This window comes from Pseudomonas boreofloridensis, assembly GCF_030580795.1.
Lineage (GTDB): Bacteria > Pseudomonadota > Gammaproteobacteria > Pseudomonadales > Pseudomonadaceae > Aquipseudomonas > Aquipseudomonas boreofloridensis.
Map to the genome: position 1 here is coordinate 39,770 of NZ_JAUQOQ010000015.1, position 18,614 is coordinate 58,383.

Sequence of the window (18,614 nt, forward strand, 5' to 3'; positions counted from 1 at the left end):
CATGTTCTCCACAACCCCTTCAACAGCGGCTCGGCAGCCCTGCGACACGGTGATCCCAGGGCAAGCTTGGGTTGAGACGCGCCGCGGCCTTGCGTAGCATCGCGAACCCCGCGCCGTTGCCCTCACCGATACGCCACCCGAGACCCCATGCCACAACCGATCCCCCTCAAGGACCACGAAACCGAAAAACGCCTGGTCAACCGCCGCCTGTTGGTGTGCGCCGCGCTGACCCTGAGCCTGGTCGCGGTCCTGGTGGGTAGACTGTACGTGTTGCAGGTGCTGCAGCATGACCAGCAGTCGGCCGTTTCGGAGAACAACCGGGTGCATGTGCTGCCGATTCCCCCGGAACGTGGCCTGATCTACGACCGCAACGGTGTGGTGCTGGCCGACAACAAACCCAGCTTCAACCTGACCTTGACCCGTGAGCGCACCAACGGCCAGACCCCGGCCGTGCTCGATGCCCTGGCCCAGGTGCTGAACCTGTCCGAGGACGACCGCGCCCAGTTCGACAAGGACCTGCGGCGGGGGCGCAAGCCCTTCGAGCCGGTGACCCTGATGGTCGGTCTGAGCGAGGAGCAAATCGCCCAGATCGCGGTCAATCAGTTCCGCCTGCCAGGGCTGGAAGTCGAGCCACAGTTCATCCGCGAATACCCGTTGGCCGAGCACTTCGCCCATTCGGTGGGCTACGTGGGGCGGATCAACGAAAAAGAAGCCAAGAGCCTCGATAACACCGAGTACCGCGGTACCCAGTCGATCGGCAAGACCGGCGTGGAGCGCTTCTACGAGAACGAGCTGCACGGCCACGTGGGCTACGAAGAAGTCGAGACCAATGCCCAGGGCCGGGTGATGCGTGTGTTGCGCCATCATGACCCGATACCGGGCCAGGACATCGTGCTGAGCCTCGATGCCCATCTGCAGCAGGCCGCCGAGAAAGCCCTGGGCGAGCGGCGTGGCGCGGTGGTCGCGCTGGACCCGGCTACAGGCGACGTGCTGGCCATGGTCAGCAACCCCAGCTTCGACCCCAACCTCTTCGTCAAAGGCATCAGTTTCAAGCAGTACGCAGCCCTGCGCGACTCCATCGACCGGCCGCTGTTCAACCGCGTGCTGCGTGGTCTGTATGCGCCCGGCTCGACGGTCAAGCCGGAGGTGGCCATCGCCGGACTGGACAGCGGCGTCATCACCCCCGGCAGCCGGGTATTCGACCCGGGCTACTACGAACTGCCCAACTACGACCACAAGTACCGCAACTGGAACCGCAGTGGCGATGGCTGGGTGGACCTCTACGCCGCCATCATGCGTTCCAACGACACCTACTTTTATGACCTGGCGCACAAGCTGGGCATTGATCGCCTGCACGACTACATGGCCGAGTTCGGCCTGGGGCAGAAAGTCTCGCTGGACATGTTCGAAGAAGCGCCGGGCCTGATGCCGTCGGCGCAGTGGAAGCGCGCCACTCGCCGCCAGGCCTGGTTCCCGGGCGAGACGCTGATTCTGGGTATCGGCCAGGGCTACATGCAGGTCACCCCGCTGCAGCTGGCCCAGGCCACCAGCCTGCTGGCCAGCAAGGGCGTGTGGCATCGCCCGCACCTGGCCATGACGGTGGGCGGCGAGAAGCCGGTAGACCCCAACCCGATGCCCGATATCGTGCTGCACGACAAGCGCGCCTGGGACCAGGTCAGTCAGGGCATGCAGATGGTCATGCACGACCCGCGGGGCATCGCCCGCGCCGCCGCAGCAGGCGCGCAGTACCGGATCGCTGGCAAGAGCGGCACGGCGCAGGTGGTCGCGATCCGCCAGGGCGAGCGCTACAACCGCGACAAGACCTTGGAGCGGCACCGTGACAATGCCCTGTTCGTCGGCTTCGCCCCTGCCGATCACCCATCGATCGTGGTGGCGGTGATGATCGAGAACGGCGAAGCTGGCGGCCGGGTCGCCGGCCCCGTGGTGCGCGAGATCATGGACGCCTGGTTGCTGGACGATCAGGGTCATCTCAAGGCGCAGTACGCCGGCACCCCCGACAAGCGCGCAACCCCGCACGGCTGAGGCTGGCACCGACAACCGCCTGCCACGTAAATCTGCGTCGACGCCATTCGTCCACCTGATACCCGAACCCTGTCCCGGCACGTCGTGCACCTGCCGGGCGGTTGCGATCAGTCCTGCACCGAGATGGCAATGACCAAGACCCGTTCCCGCAAAGCCCTGTACATCGGCCTGCCCTTGGCCCTGGTGGTCGCCCTGGGCAGCGCTGCCGGCTATTTCTACTGGCAACACCGCACTGCCGGCTACCCGGCGAAGATCGTCGAGCAGGCCGAGGCGCTGCACGAGCACATGCTCTCGTTCGACAGTCACATCACCGTTCCTCTGAGCCTGGGCAGCACGGGCGAGGAAGTGGACAAGGACGGCCCTGGTCAGTTCGACCTGGTCAAGGCCAACCGCGGTCGGCTCTCCGGCGCGGCCCTGACCCTCTTTGGCTGGCCCGAGATCTGGAACGGCCCCAATGCACCGCACCGCCCGACGCCTGGCTTCGTCGACGAGGCCAGGCAGCAGCAAGAGGTGCGCTGGAAGATCATCAGTGGCATGGTTCGCGATTTCCCCAACCAGGTCGGCATTGCCTATACCCCCGAGGACTTCCGCCGCTTGAATGGCGAGGGCAAGTTCGCGATCTTCATCAGCATGCTGAACGCCTATCCGCTGGGCCACGACCTGTCGCAACTGGACCTGTGGACGGCACGTGGCATGCGCATGTTCGGTTTCAGCTACACCGGCAACAACGACTGGGCAGACTCCTCGCGCCCGCTGCCGTTTCTCAATGACACCGCCGACGCGCTGGGCGGTCTGTCGCCGCTGGGCCAAGCGGCGGTGAAACGACTGAATGACCTGGGCGTGATCATCGACGTGTCGCAGATGTCCACCCTGGCTTTGGAGCAGGTCGCGCGCCTGAGCCGTGCGCCCATCGTTGCCTCGCACTCCGCGCCCCGGGCCCTGGTGGACATTCCGCGCAACCTGTCCGACAAGGAAATGCAGCTGATCAAGGACAGCGGCGGCGTGATCCAGGTAGTCGGCTTCGGTCAGTACCTCAAACCGCTGAGCAAGCCGGTATTGGAGAAGCTCGAAGCCCTGCGCGCGCGCTTCGACCTGCAGCCGTTGCAAGGCTTGGCCAACGCGTTGATGCCGGGCGATGCAGTGATCGCCATCTGGCCCGAATCACGCTTCGGCGAATACGCCAGCAGCCTCTACGCGATTCTCGAAGAAGAGCCCAAGGCGACGCTCAAGCAGTACGCCGACGCCATCGACTACACGGTCAAGAAGGTCGGTATCGACCATGTGGGCCTGAGTTCGGACTTCAACGATGGCGGCGGCCTGGAAGGCTGGAAAGACGTCAGCGAGATCCGCAACGTCACGGCCGAACTGCTCAGCCGCGGCTACAGCGAGACCGACATTGCCAAGCTCTGGGCCGGCAACTTCCTGCGGGTCTGGGAGCAGGTGCAGAACGACGCTCGCCCGCTGGCGGATGCGCAGCCCTGATCGCATTCACCGTGCCGGGCTTGCATTTCGCGCCCGTCAGGCCAGACGGTCGGATTGATGATTTGAACGCAAAAGTGCTTGCCTGGCAGCGTGCTTAATCATTTGCGCTGCAACCTTCACACTGCTCCCGGCTCGAATGAATTCGATCATCCTTTGCGTGGAGCACCTTGCATGACTATCCCTGCCTTCGGCCTCGGCACCTATCGCCTGACCGGTCAAACCGTCATCGACTCGGTCAAGACGGCCCTGCAACTGGGCTATCGCGCCATCGATACCGCGCAGATCTACAAGAACGAAGCCGATGTCGGCCAGGCTCTCGCCGAGAGTGGCGTGGCTCGCGACCAGTTGTTCCTGACCACCAAGATCTGGACCCACAATTACGCTGCCGACAAGCTGATCCCCAGCCTGCGCGAAAGCTTGAGCAAACTGCGCACCGACCAGGTCGACCTGACCCTGATCCATTGGCCGGCACCGGGCAACGGCGTGGAACTGCGTGAATTCATGACCGCACTGGCCGAGGCCAAACGGGCAGGATTGACCCGACAGATCGGTATTTCCAATTTCAACATCGAACTGACGCGTCAGGCCATCGAGGTGGTCGGCAAGGGCGAAATCGCCACTAACCAAATCGAACTGAGCCCCTATCTGCAAAACCGTCGATTGGCCGATTTCCTCGGCGAGCAGGGCATCGCCGTGACTTCGTACATGACCCTGGCCTACGGCAAGGTGCTCAAGGATCCGGTGCTGGCCGAGATCGCTAGCAAACACCAGGCCAGCGTCGCTCAAGTTGCTCTAGCCTGGGCCTTGCAGCTAGGCTATGCGGTCATTCCCTCCTCCACCAAACGTGAGAACCTGGCCAGCAACCTGCTCGCCCGCGACCTGCGCCTGGACGAACAGGACATGGCGCGCATCGCCGGACTGGAGCGCAACGGCCGTGAGGTCAGCCCGGCGGGACTGGCGCCTGCCTGGGATTGATCCTGTACCACTCGGCGCCGGCGTGCCCGGCGCCCTCCTCCTTTGTCGTTCCACCGCCATCACCTGGAGTTCTCGATGAGCGTGCTGCATCCCAAACGTGTCTTGTTTGCCTTGGCTATCGGCGCCTTCGGCATCGGCACCACCGAATTCGCCCCAATGGGCCTGCTGCCGGTCATCGCCGAAGGCGTCAACGCCAGCATTCCCAGCGCCGGCATGCTGGTCACCGCCTATGCGATCGGTGTGATGGTCGGCGCGCCGATCATGACCCTGCTGTTCAGCCGCTTCGGCAAGCGCGCGGCGCTGATGCTGCTGATGAGCATCTTCACCGTCGGCAACCTGCTGTCGGCATTGTCGCCGGATTACTACACCCTGCTGATCTCCCGCCTGATCACCAGCCTCAACCACGGGGCATTCTTCGGCCTCGGCGCGGTGGTCGCCGCCAGCGTAGTGCCCAAGGAACGGCAGGCCAGCGCCATCGCCAGCATGTTCATGGGCCTGACCATCGCCAATATCGGCGGGGTGCCAGCTGCCACCTGGATCGGCCAGCAGATTGGCTGGCGCATGGCTTTCGCCGGCACCGCCGTGCTGGGCCTCATCGCCATCGCCGCCTTGTGGTACGCCCTGCCCAAGGGTGAACGCGGCAGCGTGCCGCCTGTGCGCAAGGAGCTGGCGGTGATCGGCCGTGCCAATGTGCTGCTGGCCATGGCCACCACCGTACTCGGCGCCGGCGCGATGTTCACGCTGTACACCTATGTCGCGCCAGTGCTCACGGCGCTCACCGGCGCCTCGGCGGCGTTCGTTACCCTCGGGCTGGTGCTGATCGGCGTGGGCTTCACCCTGGGCAACAGCCTTGGCGGGCGCCTGGCCGACTGGTCGCTGGACGGTGCCGCGCGCATCGTGCTGGCCATTCTGGCGGTGATCATGCTGTCGATGCCGTTGGTGCTCGGCACTCACATCGGTGCGGCGCTGGCGCTGCTGGTGTGGGGCGTCTTCACCTTCGCCGTCGTCCCGCCGCTGCAGATGCGGGTCATGACCGCCGCCGCCGAGGCGCCTGGGCTGGCGTCGTCGATCAACGTCGGCGCGTTCAATCTGGGTAACGCTCTCGGCGCGGCCTTGGGCGGCGCGGTGATCAGTCTGGACCTTGGCTATGCGGCCGTGCCGATGGCCGGTGGATTGCTCGCCGCCAGCGCGCTCCTGCTGGTGTGGCTGGGTGGACGCACTCAAGTAGCGCGACGGGGAATGGGCGAAGCGCTCTGACACACCACAGGTCACAATCGGCGATTGTTCCGCCCGGCGAAATGATGAACTGACACGCGGGCGGATTCTCGTGCTAGCCGTGAAGGCTTAGGCTTCACTCCATCAGGTCGCCTACTCGATCTGCACTCAGAGGAATTTCGCCATGTCCCGTCCACCCCTGCCACCGTTCAGCCGTGAAACCGCTATCGAGAAAGTCCGCCTGGCCGAAGACGGCTGGAACAGCCGCGATCCGGCAAAGGTCGCCCTGGCCTACACGCTCGACACCCGCTGGCGCAATCGGGTCGATTTCGTCAGTAATCGCGACGAGGCTCAGGCTTTTCTCACCCGCAAGTGGAACCGCGAGCATGACTACCGCCTGATCAAGGAGCTCTGGGCCTTTACCGACAACCGCATCGCGGTGCGCTATGCCTACGAATACCGCGACGACAGCGGCCAGTGGTATCGGGCCTACGGGAATGAAAATTGGGAGTTCGCACCCGATGGCCTGATGCAGCATCGCCACGCCAGCATCAACGAGATGCCAATCAACGAAGAAGAACGCCAATTCCGCTGGCCACTGGGGCGCCGACCGGACGATCACCCAGGCCTGAGCCATTTCGGCTTCTGAGGTCAGTGCCACGATCCAGGGACGGATCAGCCATACAGGTAGGTGATGTCCTTCAATGCCAGAGGCGGCACCTGACCGATGAGAAAATCGCGCAACTTGGCCATCTGCTTGGCTTTGGGGCTGGCCTTGAGCCAAGTCATGTAATAGCCGTCACCCGTCGACACCGCCTGCCTGAACGGGGTGATCAGGCGCCCGGCATCAAGGTCGGCGCTGGCCAGTACCAGATCGACCACCGAAATCCCCAACCCTTGCTGGGCAGCGGAGATGCCCTGGTCCAAGGTATCGAACACCTGGCCTTGGTCGATGCTGATGTCCGGGGCATCCACCCGCGCCAGCCAGCGGCGCCAATCGCGGCGGTCGGACGACGGGTGCAGGAACTCACATTCGCGCAGCACCGACAAGGGCGGTGCCGCGTCGCTCAGATAGTCCGGATGACACACGGGAATCAGCCATTCGTCGAACAGCTTCACGCTTTCGACGTCGGCTGCAAAGCGGCCATTGCCCAGCAGGATGGCGCAGTCATAGGGCTCGGAATAGAAATCCACCGTGTCGATATCCATCCACACGCTGGAGAGTTGCACGCTGCAACTGTCGTCGGCCCTCTTGAAGCTGTCCACCGCCCTGAGCAACCAGCGCACGGTGAGGGTCGATGCGGCCTTCAAGCGCAGGCCGTAGCGGTCCTGACGCAACAACGCACAGGCGTTCTCGATGATCTTGAACCCGACCTTGAGCTCTTGGGCCAGCAGACGGCCGTGCTCGGTAAGGCGCAGCTTGGGGCCTCGGCGCTCGAACAGGTCGCAGCCGAACAAGGCCTCTAAGGTCTTGATGTGGTGGCTGACGGCACCCTGGGTCAATGCCAGCTCTTGCGCTGCACGGGTGAACGATCCGTAGCGCGAGGCCACCTCGAAGGCACGCAAAGCGTGCAAAGCCTGAATCCGTTCTGACATCTTCGCCGCCAAACCATGAGTGAAACTAATAGTTACTCATAGTTCCAGGCGTTTTACAACCGAGTCCTGCTTCCAGAAAATGCAGGTAAATAACAATTACATTCAGCCAATACGCCGCGATAAGGCAGAAAAACCACTTCATAGCATTCTTCCGGGGAAAACATGTTTACGGGTTATGGAAACTGCTATCGCCTGGATGCGCTAGAGCTGGCCGACGAACATGTCCAGAGCAAACAGCATTGGACGTACACCACGTTGCAACACTTCAAAGCCATTCTTGCCAACCCTGGCTTTCCCTGCCTGTTCGGACGCAAGGCGGTGGCCGCCGGCACCTGCCATATCCTGTTCGCCCGCGCCGAGGATCCGGCCAACGATATCGCTCGCGGGCTGGCCGACTACGTACAGACCATTACGCCGATCCCACTCAAGCAGCGGATCGGCTGTCCACTGCTGGTGTTTCTCGAAACCCGCGAACACGGCACGTTGGCAGAACAGCAGGCGCTTGCGTGGAAGATTCTGCAGCAAGTGCACGCTCGCGACCCTCATCCCTGGCCCCAGGACGTGCCACGTGATCCTCACGACACGCAATGGTCGTTCTGCTTCGCCAGCATGCCGCTGTTCATCAACATGAGCTTTCCGGCTCACCGGCAGATGAAAAGCCGCAATTTGGGCCATAGCATCGTTTTCGTGATCAATCCGCGTGAAAGTTTCGACGAGGTGGCCAGCGCCACGACCCAGAGCGGGCAACGGATTCGCGCTCGAATCCGCGAACGGGTCGCGCGCTACAACGATGGGCCAGTGCCCCAGAGCCTGGGGTTCTTCGGCGAGCCCGACAACTACGAATGGACGCAGTACCAACTCCAGGAAACCGGCTCACTCAACCCCGCGCGCTGCCCTTTCAATCCTGACACCCCTATCGAACACAATATCGAGAACTGAACGTGAATACCGCACTGACCGCCACCTATGCCTTGACCGTCTTGCTGCTGATCGCCACCCCTGGCCCAGTAGTGGCGTTGGTCGTCAACACCGCTGCCGCGGCAGGCGCACGCAAGGCACTATTCACGGCAGTAGGTACCAATTGGGCATCGCTGGTACTGATTGGCGCCGCCGCCTGGATCATCATGACCAGCGCGGCCATCGACAAGGCCTGGCTCAGCGGCATGAGCCTGCTGGGCTGCCTGTTCATCGGCTACATCGCCTCGGGCACCTTGCGCGAGGCCCTCAAGCCTCCAGCGAGCTCCGCTGCTGCTGCCGAACAGAGCGCGATGGCGACGAGTGGAGGCCGCGGCGGGTTATTGCAGGGTTTCATGGTCGGCATCTCCAACCCGAAGGACATCATCTTCTTCATTGCCTTCTTTCCGCAGTTCATCCAGATCACCGAGTCGTTCGGAAAAAGCATGGTGGTGCTGTCGCTGCTGTGGATTGCCATCGATTTTGCCGTGCTGAGCCTGTACATCTTCGCGATCGGCAAGATCGCCTCGCAGCGCAGCAGCCGGATGATCAGCCTGGCCTCAGGCATCGCGCTGCTGCTGATTGCTGCAGGCGGCCTGCTGTACAACCTCAGGGAGCTGGCCGGCTGAACAGGCCCGGCCCATAGGAGCGCCTATGGCACCGATCGACCACACGCTGGAGATGAACTGCGGCCAGGCGCTGCGCGAAGACTATCAGCGCTTCCTGCTGCTGGGCGGACGCCGTGCCCCCCTCACGCTCTACGTTCATGAACGAGGCTATCGCTCGGACATCATCAATACCGATGCGCTGGGTGTGCGCTACAGTCACCTCGGCGGCAAGCGCTATTCCCTGGCCGAGCGTGGCGGCTCGGCACGCGTCAACCTGCTGGTGGGCGGCTCGACCGCATTGGGAATCGGCGCGAGTTCCGACCAGCAGACGGTGGCCTCCTGCCTGGCCCTGCTGACCGGCGAGGTGTGGCTGAGCCTGGCAGGCTGCGGGTTAGACGCCACCCAGGAGTTACTGCTGTTCCTGAGCCACCAACATCGACTGGGGCGAATCGGTCATGTGGTGATCCTGAGCGGACTCAATACCCTGGCGCACGAGGGCATGTGCGAAATGCTTGCTGACGATCAGCAAGCGAACCTGCGTGTCGATGCGCCCGAACACCGAACCTCAAATAAGCACCCACAGCAGGCGACAACACACCGCTCGCCGTGGCCGCATTGGCTGCAGCGCCTTTTCCGGCGCCGTCAGCAGCCCCTACCGCCACCGGTATTATCGTCACCTGAAAAGCGCTTGATCCGCGCCGCCGATCGCATTGGCCGCACGTTGCTGCAATGGGATCGCTTGCTCGCTGACAGCCATACCTCGCTGACCTTCATCCTGCAGCCGCTGCTTCCATGGTGTAGAGAAAAACTACCGCCTGGAGAACAGGCAATGCTGAACCTGCTGCTCCAACGGTCGGACCATTACGATCGGTTGCTGGACGGCGTGTACGACGATCATCTGCATTCGATTTTTTTCCGGCGGATAAAAAGCCAGGCGGAGCCAGTGCCTTGCTATGACATGAATGGCATGCTCAGCAGCTCACCCGTATTCGGCCAGGATCTGTTCATCGACCGTCTGCATCTCAACGACCTCGGCAACAATGCACTCGCCAAAGTCATCACCGCCAAGCTCGGCTTGGCGCAGGAAAAATACGCCAGCCGCAAGGCTTCGCCCTTCAAGCTCGTCTGATTACTGTTCGCGGCCCTTTCGACAAGCACCCGGTGATGGCTAGAATAGCCCGTCACCGCTCCCGGTCGCTCGAGGCAAACGCGTACTCGCCATGAACTCCCAAGCACTGAATTCCGCGCTGGTCCTGCTCCAGTGCCCCGCGCTTACCCGCGAGGCGTATTTGTGAGTCGAGCTGTCTTTTTCTCGGGACTGCTCGCAACGCTGATGCCGGTTGCGGCCTTGGCGCTTGAAGTGCGCATCGACCCTCACGCCGATCTTCTCTACCGCCAGGCCTTGCCATTGCTGGAGCAGGCCGACGCAGAAAATGACAGCGCCAGTCCGCTGCGCACTGCCGACCTGCGCGACCCAGAGCTCAGCCGGCAGGGCCAGGCCATGGCGCGCACGCTACCGAGCGCGGTCGCACTACTGGAGAAGTCAGTCGAACTGGGTCATCCGGTTGCCCAGTATCGCTTGGCGTTGTATTACATGACCTACCTGCCAGCCGGAAAAATCGCCGAGGCGGCTTGCCCTTTGCTCGAATCCAGCCTTCGGCAGGGCTTCGCTCCACCGGCCACGGCCATCGCCAACTGGTGCCCTGCGTTCAGTACCAGCCCTGCCTACCAAGATGCTCTGGAGGCCATTGCAGGCATGGCCACCCTTTATGCCCCCTACTATCCTCAACCCGCCCCGCGCCTGGCATGCAACCGCAACCGCCCGCAGGGACTGGAGCTGCAGTGGGGACGTCAACGTGACTACCAGGCAGAAGTCTACCGGTTGCTTGGCGAGCTCGACCCACAACGCAGTCAGGCCATGCTGCAGAAAGCCGTGGAGATCAACGGATGCGTGGCCGCTCAACAGCGTCTGACCAGCAATCGCTGAGAGCGGAAATTGCATTTGAAAGATGAATGCCGATTATTCCAACATTTAATTTGTGGATAGCCTCGGACGCGCCCTATGCTGGCCTCGCATCCCCTGCGGCGCACCGGACGGTGCGGCTTACGGCACGGGGCAGAACAACAAATCGAGACCGTCCATGTCGAATCACTCCTACTTCGCCCCTCACGGAGGGCACCCGGCTCAGACCGAGTTGCTGACTGACCGTGCCATGTTCACCGAAGCCTATGCCGTCATCCCAAAGGGTGTGATGCGTGACATCGTCACCAGCCATCTGCCGTTCTGGGACAAGATGCGCATGTGGGTCATTGCCCGACCGCTGACCGGCTTTGCCGAAACCTTTTCACAGTACATTGTCGAAGTCGCCCCTGAAGGCGGCAGCGAGCGGCCCGAGCTGGACCCCAATGCCGAAGCGGTGGTGTTTGTCGTAGAAGGCGAAATCGACATCACCGTCGAAGGCAAACACCATACCTTGGTGCCCGGTGGCTACGCGTTTCTCGCCCCCGGTGCTGACTGGAGCCTACGTAACAACAGCAAGGCCAACGTCACCTTCCACTGGCTGCGCAAGCACTATCAAAAGGTTGAGGGCCTAGCCACGCCTGAATCCTTCGTCACCCACCGTGACAACGCGACCGTCATCGAAATGCCAGGAACCGAAGGCCGCTGGGTGACTACGCGCTTCGTCGACATGGCTGACATGCGTCATGACATGCACGTCAACATCGTCACGTTCCAACCCGGCGGCGTGATTCCGTTCGCCGAAACCCACGTGATGGAGCACGGATTGTATGTGCTGGAAGGTAAAGCGGTGTATCGCCTGAACCAAGACTGGGTAGAGGTCGAAGCCGGCGACTTCATGTGGCTACGCGCCTTCTGCCCACAGGCCTGCTACTCCGGCGGTCCAGGTCCGTTCAGCTACCTCTTGTACAAGGACGTCAACCGGCACGTGCACTTGACGCTGAACCCGAAGCGTTGACGCACTGATCCCATTTGTGGCCGATCACCTTGAGTGGGGTTGGGTGTACACCAACCCCACATGCATCCGCCTAGAGTCAGGCCTGTAGATGAGGCGACGCCTTTTGCGGCGCTAGGTGCCCCAGGCGCTGCCCTTCCTTGAGCTTTCCAAGCAGGCCAATCAGATCGCGAGAACTGTTCAGGCTGTCCAGTCGCACGTCGGTCATTATCACGCAGTCGGCAAGGCTTGAGCCCGTGCCAAGCCGGATGGTCAAGCTCACGCCATCGCGACTACTGACCTCGCACCGGTCTGGCAGGCAGGCTTGCTCGATCAGTTGACGCATTTCCAGCATCGAAACGCCACTCAGAGACATCGTCAGACCCTCAAAACGGTGGATGGCCAGATGAGGGATTACGCCATCTACCTGTCCTTTGCCAATGGATATTGCCTGTGAGCTAACACGTGGTTATCAGGGCGGCTAATTGAGCCGCGCGATCACACGCTACGCCTTAACGGATGAGCATCACGCGACCCTGTTAGTTCGAGCACTCTTCCTGGCCAGGTGACGGACGGCCAAACAGGACTCGGTTCACCGTTCCGGCGCCGATGTCGACGCGGGTATCTTGCCGAAGCGCCCAGCGTGAAAATCGTCGAATGCTTCGGCGATCTGCGCTTGCGTATTCATCACGAACGGCCCATAGCCAACGATGGGTTCGTCAATGGGTTCACCACTGAGCAGCAACAGCGAAACATCCTGCTGCGCCGCCACACGAACGTTTTCGCCCTCACGTGTGAGCAGCACAAGCTCGCCGTCGGCGGCTCGCTGTGAATCGTTGACGGTTAGCGCACCGTGTAACACGACCAGTGCAGCGTTGCGCCCGGTGCTGATCGGCAATTGCAGGGTAGCGCCTGCATCAAGACGGATATCCCATACATCCATGGTGGTGAATGTCCGCGCCGGGCCGCTGTATCCTTCATATTCGCCAGCAATCACGCGCAAGCTGCCGGCGCCGTGCGCCAGTGACACGCGGGGGATATCTCGGTCGAGCAATGTCTGATAGCCCGGCGCTGCCTGCTTGTCGCGGGCGGGCAGATTGACCCACAACTGAACCATTTCCAGTGTGCCGCCCTGCCGAGCAAACGCCGGTGAATGAAACTCTTCATGAATGATCCCATCCGCCGCGGTCATCCACTGCACGTCGCCCGGGCCGATCAGCCCGCCTGCGCCCGTGGAGTCGCGGTGCTCGACCTCGCCTTGGTAGACAATGGTGACGGTCTCAAAGCCGCGGTGCGGGTGCTGCCCGACACCGCGACGCGCCTCAGTGGGGGCAAATAGGTGGGGACCGGCGTAATCGAGCAGGAGAAATGGGCTGACATGCGCTGCCTGCCGATCATAGGTAAAAAGGCTGCGCACGGGAAAGCCATTGCCTACCCAGTGCGGCTGTGGGCTTCGTTGCACACTCAGAACCTGTTTCATGGGAAAACTCCTCATTTGGCTGAGGATCAGTCTACCAACCCAGGCAATGGGTAATTAGCCGCTCAAAGCAGCTTTAATAGTCCTATCAGCAGGACAGTGGGCGTGTAAGTGTTTCCCATATCGATCGCGAGCTCGAGCCGCGACACCGTTGCAATTGACCTCCACCTGTCCCAAGCTCTGCACTCCCGAGTTCACGGAACAGCTGATGTCCATTCGTCACCGTTACCTGATCGCGCTGCCGCTCGCGCTGGTGGTTCTGGCCGTGGCCATCCTTGTCGTGTGGCGAACTCCCGCATCCTCGCCTCCCGGCCCACCTGCCGAACGCTACGCCAAAGCGTTACGGCAGGCCCATGCCGGACTGCCAGGCGCCGCCCGGGTGCTCTATCAGCAACTCCAGCGGGACGATCTCACCCCGATCCGTCGGGCTGCGCTGTACAACGAGTTACCCAATTACCCTTCCCCCCAGGCGCTCAAGCTGGCCAAGCAGGACCTTGAACACGGTGCTCCTTTGGTCCGGCGCGCAGCCATTGCCAGCATTCGACGCCTGTTGCCACCCGCCCAGCGCAGTCTGGTGCTGGGGCCGTTGCTCGAAGATGAAGAGCAAAGCGTGCGCTTCGCCGCCGTAGACGCGTTGATGGGCCTGGATCCGGACGCCATCGGCCTGTATTTCCGCCCTTTGCAATCAGCGCTCGAGCAGTACCAGCAAGCCCTCGAGCAACAGCCAGACGATGCTCAGGCCCAGACCCATCTGGCGCGGCTGTACTTGCACGAGCGAGACTTCCCAAGTGCCGAAGCCGCCCTCGCCCGCAGCCTGAGATTGGCGCCGCAAGATCCGGATGCACTGGCAACCCAGGTGCGACTGCTAGAGGCCATGGACCGGCACGATGCCTCCCGCGAAGTGCTCGCACAGGCGTTGGCACTGCGTCCAGACTCCGCATTTCTGCAGTATGAGCTCGGTCTCTGGCTGTTACGCCACGGACAACGCGAGTATGCCCTGCTTGCCCTATCGCGCGCAGTCGAACTCGAACCTGACAACGCCGACTACCGCTACACCTTGGCCATTACCCTGCATGACCTTGAACAGGTAGAGGCCGCGCAAAAGCAGCTGGAAAACCTGCTGGATCGCCAACCCGCCAATCGCCGTGCGCGGGTGCAACTGATCCGCTACTGGAAAGAGACTGGACAATTGCAGAACGTTCAGGTGTTGCTCGCCGAACTTGAGCGGCAAAATCCCGACGATCCATACCTGCAACAGGGCTTGTAGCCCTTTCTTACAAGCACTTTGAACCCTGACGGAAAATAGGCGGTCCAGTGAGTATCGGCTCGCTGAATGCCCCATCGCATCAGGCCGCCCCACCCTCGGGAGATTGGTCTTGTCAGGTTCACTGCCCTACGACGAAAGGGCGCTCATTCTGGCGCCGCAGCACGTTGCCGCTAAGGCCTCGAAGATGCTTTCAGGCGGTGGCATCACGTGTCTGTGCACGACTGACAACCAACGTCTTGGGGTGTGGCTCAATGAGGGCGCAGCGCTGGTCTTGGTCGATGAGCAGGTGCTGTCCACTGATCAAATATCCCCACTCCAGCAGTTTGTCGACGCCCAGCCGAACTGGTCTGACTTGCCGATCTTGATGATGAAGACAGGCAGCGGCTCGGCGCTAGCACAAAGCCTTGGCAATCTGTCTTGCTTGTACCATCCCTTCGATGAGGCGCAGTTACTGAGCTTGGCTGAACAGGCAATGCGCACCCGAAAGCGTCAATATCTTGCCCGTGAGGCATTGCGCGAACTCACCGATCGGCTTGAAACCTATGCGGCGCGTGACGACAACACTCTCCAGCATAGGCGCAAAATGGATGCCATTGGTCAGCTCGCTGGTGGTTTCGCCCATGATTTCAATAACTTGCTGACCAGCATCGGGGGAAGCTTCGAACTTATCGAGCGACGATTACAAAAGGGCCGCCTCGAAGACCTGGACAAGGTTGTGCGTATGGGTCGTGAGTCGGTGGCGCGCGGGGCCAAGCTGACACACAAGTTGTTGGCATTTTCCTCTCGCCAATCGTTGCAGAAGCAAACACTCGAGCTTAATACGCTGCTTGATCCTCAGCGACTGCGTGCAATCGTGCCCGAGTGCGTTCAGCTTGTGCTGAACGTACCGGAGGATTTATGGGCCCTGCAAGCAGACGCTCAACAGTTGCAGGAATCGTTGGACAGCCTGTTATGCAACGCCTGTGAGGCCATGCCCAATGGTGGCAAGCTTACTGTCCAGGCGTGCAACGAGCACATCGATGCGCTGTGTTTTCCACAAAGCGGTCTGAGTACCGGCGATTACGTCCGCTTGAGCGTCATCGACACCGGCCAAGGCATGTCACAGATCACCCTCGATCATGCGTTCGAGCCGTTTTTCAGTACTAAACCTGTTGGCCAAGGAATAGGTCTGGGCTTGTCGATGGTGTATGGGTTCAGCCGGCAATCCCATGGATATGTCACCCTGCGCAGCCGAGTAGGTCATGGCGCTCAAATCGATCTGTACCTGCCTCGGAGCCTGGCAGCCCCCGCTCCCGCCACATTGCTCCGTCGCCCTGGCAGCACCGAGGGACCGATACTGATCGTCGAAGATGACCGCGATGTCCGCGCATTGCTCTATCAGTCCTTGACCGAAGACGGGCTTTCTTGCCTGACTGCCCACGACGCCACACAAGCGCTGCAGATGCTAGGCTCCGGCACGCAGGTGTCCCTGTTGCTCAGCGATGTTGGGCTGCCGGGGATGAGCGGCCGCCAATTGGCAGAAATCGCGCGGACGCTACGTCCAGGCCTGCCGATCTTGCTGATCACCGGCTACGCAGAGACCGCTATTTCCCGAGATGATTTTCTCGATCCGGGAATGCACCTGATGTGCAAACCGTTCGAACTGCAGCAGCTTCGTGATCAGATCCTCAAGCTGCTCGCTGACCACTGATACAGGCTACTCATCCAGCATCTGATAGACCTTGCCGACCAGGTTTTCCAGCGAAAATGGCTTGAGCATCAATGCAGTACCCGGTTTTCCAAGCAAACTGCGCTCCAGCGGTTGCTCGGTATAGCCGGTAATGAACAGCATTTTCTGTGTTGCCCTGGTCTGGCGGATCGCTTTGCCAACCTGCCGACCACTCATGCCTCCCGGCAGACCTATATCGGTAATGACCAAGTCGTAGGGGCCGTCCTGCTCATAGCACGCCAATGCCTGCACGGCGTCACCCGCCTCGTGCACCTCGAAACCGTTATCTACCAGCACCTCTCGCATCAATGCCCTGAGATTGAGCTGATCGTCGACCAACAGTATCCGTTCCCCGTTCCCACGCTTGCGTTCACAAGCGCGTATATCGGAGTCGCTGGCCGGCAAATCACCCGGATACCGGGCAAATAGCAAAGTCACTACGGTACCGTCACTGGGACTGGACTCGATCCACACATGACCGCCTGACTGGTGGACGAACCCGTAGACCATCGCAAGCCCCAGCCCAGAGCCCCGACCTTTCGGTTTGGTGGTGAAAAACGGCTCGAACGCGCGGCTGAGGATCTCTGCCGGCATGCCGGTACCCCCGTCTTCGACAAGAATGGCGACATAGTCTCCGGCCGGTATGCTTTCTCCATGCAGCGTCCGAGCCGGCAAGCGCTCGTTCGACGTGCGAACGGTCAGCACGCCCTGCTCAGCCGCCGCATCCCGCGCGTTGCTGCACAAATGCAGCATGGCGATCTCCAACTGGGCGCAGTCCACCCGTATTGGCCAGGGCGCAACATCCAATTGCCAGTGAACGTCGAAATCCGGGCCTAGCGCCTGATGCACGAGCGGTTTCAATTCCAGCAGCAGGGTATTGACGTTCACCGGGCGCGGCTGCAACGGCTGGCTTCGGGCGAAGGCCAGCAGCCGGTGCGTAAGGGCCATGGCACGCTGCACTGAGTCGCGCGCGACGTGGACGTACTCGTCGATGCGCTCCATTCGACCTTGGCCCATCCGTCGCTGGAGCAACTCCAAGCTCCCACCGACGCCGGCCAGCAGATTGTTCATTTCGTGGGCCATTCCACCTGCCAGTTGGCCCACGATTTCCATGCGCTGATTGTCACGGAGCAGGCCTTCGGCCTCGCGTACGATACTGGAGCGCTCCTGGGTGATATCACGCCCAACTGCCACCAGGACGTCCCCTTGTGAGCGGGCGCTCCAGCACATCCAGCAATAATGTCCATCTCTGTGCTTGAGCCGAGACTCGACTTCATGGACCGCCTTTCCCTGTAGCAAGTCGGTGATGGCCAACCTGACCTCCGCGCGATCACCGGGATGAACCAGGTCCACCAGGGCAACAGTATCCATGCCCTGCACGTCCCATCCCAGTACCCGTTGCCAGGCTTCATTCGCAGCCAGCAGCGTAAGCTCACGGCTGACGACGACCATCGCATCGCGCGCCATTCGCCAAAGATGATCGCTGCTGGGCAGATATTGCCCCACCTGATGCTCGAAACCCTGCGCCTGCTCGCGCCACTGCCTGACCTGCTCCATGCTGGCGGTGTTGTCGATCGCCGTGTGCAGGAGCCCGGCCACTGCACCTTGCTCGTCACGCAGTGGGGCGTAGCCAAAGGCGAACCAGGCCGGGCCATCATGTTCATGGCTGTTCAACTGAATGGGTGCATCAATGAAATTCGCACGCCCCTCCAGTGCCTGGAAGACCCAGGGGCCGATACGCGGCCACTCCTCGTGCCACAACAGATCAAAGCGCATGCCGAGTGATTGCTTGACACCGGGCAGAAGCGCCGTGTAGCTGCGGTTAGGTATCAGCGTGAGTGCTCGACCCCATACCAATGCACACGGAAATGGCGACAAAAGCATGATATCCACCGCCACTCGCAGTGACGGCGGCCATTGCGTCAAGGCACCGAGCGGTGTCGGCCCCCAGTCGAAACGCGTGATGTGTTCGCCCGCCATTTGTGCAGAACAGGAAGCTGCCGCTAGGTGAATCACCTGTGTAGCACCCATACGAGCCGCTTTGCCAGCATTCACGGAACAGACTCCCGTTCTAGCATGACGACGAAGATGGAGTAGCGGAGCAGAGTTTCCGGGTCCATGGCAACTCCTGGGCAGTATTGAGGTGGGTTTGAGCCTAGCACATGGATCGCCAGTGCCGCCTGGCAGACGCGCGTCCACCGTTGGCTCGGGGGGTAGGCGTAATCAATCCCACGCCTTGAGCATGCCTTGCTTCATACGCTACAGATATGACCTACAGCGTGGCCCCAGACACAGCCTTAGGCTCTTGGAGTCCTCCACTATCGGATTAGGAAAT

The 18,614-nt window shown here is 61.5% G+C and carries 16 protein-coding genes; 12 read left to right on the top strand and 4 right to left on the bottom strand.

Going from position 1 to position 18,614, the window contains the following annotated elements; translation table 11 throughout:
• The first annotated feature begins 147 nt into the window (after positions 1-147).
• From mrdA to Q6A47_RS17390, 5 genes are all read left to right on the top strand, one after another.
• Positions 148-2,043, top strand: a complete 1,896-nt coding sequence (mrdA, locus tag Q6A47_RS17370; protein WP_304484912.1) for a penicillin-binding protein 2 — start codon at positions 148-150, stop codon at positions 2,041-2,043.
• Between the two features lie 129 nt (positions 2,044-2,172).
• The gene (gene pvdM / locus Q6A47_RS17375) at positions 2,173-3,525 is read left to right on the top strand and encodes a pyoverdine-tailoring dipeptidase-like protein PvdM (RefSeq protein ID WP_304484913.1); all 1,353 of its coding nucleotides are present in this window, start codon (positions 2,173-2,175) and stop codon (positions 3,523-3,525) included.
• Between the two features lie 171 nt (positions 3,526-3,696).
• Positions 3,697-4,500, top strand: a complete 804-nt coding sequence (gene dkgB / locus Q6A47_RS17380; protein ID WP_116888201.1) for a 2,5-didehydrogluconate reductase DkgB — start codon at positions 3,697-3,699, stop codon at positions 4,498-4,500.
• Between the two features lie 75 nt (positions 4,501-4,575).
• On the top strand, positions 4,576-5,757 hold the full coding sequence (locus Q6A47_RS17385; RefSeq protein WP_304484914.1) for an MFS transporter: 1,182 nt from the start codon (positions 4,576-4,578) through the stop codon (positions 5,755-5,757).
• Positions 5,758-5,899: 142 nt separating this feature from the next.
• The gene (locus Q6A47_RS17390; RefSeq protein ID WP_304484915.1) at positions 5,900-6,364 is read left to right on the top strand and encodes a nuclear transport factor 2 family protein; all 465 of its coding nucleotides are present in this window, start codon (positions 5,900-5,902) and stop codon (positions 6,362-6,364) included.
• Positions 6,365-6,390: 26 nt separating this feature from the next.
• Here the strand turns inward: Q6A47_RS17390 and Q6A47_RS17395 are convergent, their stop codons facing one another.
• The gene (locus Q6A47_RS17395; RefSeq protein WP_039583165.1) at positions 6,391-7,311 is read right to left on the bottom strand and encodes a LysR substrate-binding domain-containing protein; all 921 of its coding nucleotides are present in this window, start codon (positions 7,309-7,311) and stop codon (positions 6,391-6,393) included.
• A gap of 162 nt (positions 7,312-7,473) precedes the next feature.
• Here Q6A47_RS17395 and Q6A47_RS17400 point away from each other — a divergent pair, with 162 nt between their 5' ends.
• From Q6A47_RS17400 to Q6A47_RS17420, 5 genes are all read left to right on the top strand, one after another.
• On the top strand, positions 7,474-8,250 hold the full coding sequence (locus Q6A47_RS17400) for a YqcI/YcgG family protein (RefSeq protein WP_304484916.1): 777 nt from the start codon (positions 7,474-7,476) through the stop codon (positions 8,248-8,250).
• Positions 8,251-8,252: 2 nt separating this feature from the next.
• Complete coding sequence (locus Q6A47_RS17405; protein ID WP_304484917.1) at positions 8,253-8,894, top strand: LysE family translocator; 642 nt, start codon at positions 8,253-8,255, stop codon at positions 8,892-8,894.
• 52 nt (positions 8,895-8,946) lie between these two features.
• Positions 8,947-10,002, top strand: a complete 1,056-nt coding sequence (locus Q6A47_RS17410; protein ID WP_304484957.1) for a hypothetical protein — start codon at positions 8,947-8,949, stop codon at positions 10,000-10,002.
• Positions 10,003-10,206: 204 nt separating this feature from the next.
• A complete protein-coding gene (locus Q6A47_RS17415) occupies positions 10,207-10,860 on the top strand; it encodes a hypothetical protein (protein WP_052192037.1) in 654 nt (217 codons plus the stop codon).
• 154 nt (positions 10,861-11,014) lie between these two features.
• On the top strand, positions 11,015-11,851 hold the full coding sequence (locus tag Q6A47_RS17420) for a bifunctional allantoicase/(S)-ureidoglycine aminohydrolase (RefSeq protein ID WP_304484918.1): 837 nt from the start codon (positions 11,015-11,017) through the stop codon (positions 11,849-11,851).
• A 76-nt stretch (positions 11,852-11,927) separates the two neighbouring features.
• On the opposite strand, the gene Q6A47_RS17425 is transcribed toward Q6A47_RS17420, so the two are convergent.
• Both Q6A47_RS17425 and Q6A47_RS17430 read right to left on the bottom strand, forming a co-directional pair.
• Positions 11,928-12,203, bottom strand: a complete 276-nt coding sequence (locus Q6A47_RS17425) for a DUF1652 domain-containing protein (protein ID WP_304484919.1) — start codon at positions 12,201-12,203, stop codon at positions 11,928-11,930.
• A gap of 216 nt (positions 12,204-12,419) precedes the next feature.
• On the bottom strand, positions 12,420-13,307 hold the full coding sequence (locus Q6A47_RS17430) for a pirin family protein (RefSeq protein ID WP_295487096.1): 888 nt from the start codon (positions 13,305-13,307) through the stop codon (positions 12,420-12,422).
• A gap of 205 nt (positions 13,308-13,512) precedes the next feature.
• Here Q6A47_RS17430 and Q6A47_RS17435 point away from each other — a divergent pair, with 205 nt between their 5' ends.
• Both Q6A47_RS17435 and Q6A47_RS17440 read left to right on the top strand, forming a co-directional pair.
• Complete coding sequence (locus Q6A47_RS17435) at positions 13,513-14,571, top strand: tetratricopeptide repeat protein (protein ID WP_304484920.1); 1,059 nt, start codon at positions 13,513-13,515, stop codon at positions 14,569-14,571.
• A 109-nt stretch (positions 14,572-14,680) separates the two neighbouring features.
• Complete coding sequence (locus Q6A47_RS17440) at positions 14,681-16,261, top strand: response regulator (RefSeq protein ID WP_304484921.1); 1,581 nt, start codon at positions 14,681-14,683, stop codon at positions 16,259-16,261.
• A 6-nt stretch (positions 16,262-16,267) separates the two neighbouring features.
• Here Q6A47_RS17440 and Q6A47_RS17445 read toward each other — a convergent pair whose 3' ends face one another.
• Positions 16,268-18,334 (bottom strand): ATP-binding protein, encoded by a 2,067-nt coding sequence (locus tag Q6A47_RS17445; RefSeq protein ID WP_304484922.1) that lies wholly within the window; start codon positions 18,332-18,334, stop codon positions 16,268-16,270.
• Positions 18,335-18,614 lie beyond the last annotated feature (280 nt).

What these genes read in the sequence shown, in the direction of transcription:
- Q6A47_RS17430 (WP_295487096.1), bottom strand. Translation starts at nt 13,307, where the DNA reads ATGAAACAGGTTCTGAGTGTGCAACGAAGCCCACAGCCGCACTGGGTA.
- Q6A47_RS17425 (WP_304484919.1), bottom strand. Translation starts at nt 12,203, where the DNA reads ATGTCTCTGAGTGGCGTTTCGATGCTGGAAATGCGTCAACTGATCGAG.
- pvdM (WP_304484913.1), top strand. Translation starts at nt 2,173, where the DNA reads ATGACCAAGACCCGTTCCCGCAAAGCCCTGTACATCGGCCTGCCCTTG.
- Q6A47_RS17400 (WP_304484916.1), top strand. Translation starts at nt 7,474, where the DNA reads ATGTTTACGGGTTATGGAAACTGCTATCGCCTGGATGCGCTAGAGCTG.
- Q6A47_RS17415 (WP_052192037.1), top strand. Translation starts at nt 10,207, where the DNA reads ATGCCGGTTGCGGCCTTGGCGCTTGAAGTGCGCATCGACCCTCACGCC.
- mrdA (WP_304484912.1), top strand. Translation starts at nt 148, where the DNA reads ATGCCACAACCGATCCCCCTCAAGGACCACGAAACCGAAAAACGCCTG.
- dkgB (WP_116888201.1), top strand. Translation starts at nt 3,697, where the DNA reads ATGACTATCCCTGCCTTCGGCCTCGGCACCTATCGCCTGACCGGTCAA.
- Q6A47_RS17395 (WP_039583165.1), bottom strand. Translation starts at nt 7,311, where the DNA reads ATGTCAGAACGGATTCAGGCTTTGCACGCTTTGCGTGCCTTCGAGGTG.
- Q6A47_RS17385 (WP_304484914.1), top strand. Translation starts at nt 4,576, where the DNA reads ATGAGCGTGCTGCATCCCAAACGTGTCTTGTTTGCCTTGGCTATCGGC.
- Q6A47_RS17390 (WP_304484915.1), top strand. Translation starts at nt 5,900, where the DNA reads ATGTCCCGTCCACCCCTGCCACCGTTCAGCCGTGAAACCGCTATCGAG.
- Q6A47_RS17420 (WP_304484918.1), top strand. Translation starts at nt 11,015, where the DNA reads ATGTCGAATCACTCCTACTTCGCCCCTCACGGAGGGCACCCGGCTCAG.
- Q6A47_RS17410 (WP_304484957.1), top strand. Translation starts at nt 8,947, where the DNA reads ATGAACTGCGGCCAGGCGCTGCGCGAAGACTATCAGCGCTTCCTGCTG.
- Q6A47_RS17435 (WP_304484920.1), top strand. Translation starts at nt 13,513, where the DNA reads ATGTCCATTCGTCACCGTTACCTGATCGCGCTGCCGCTCGCGCTGGTG.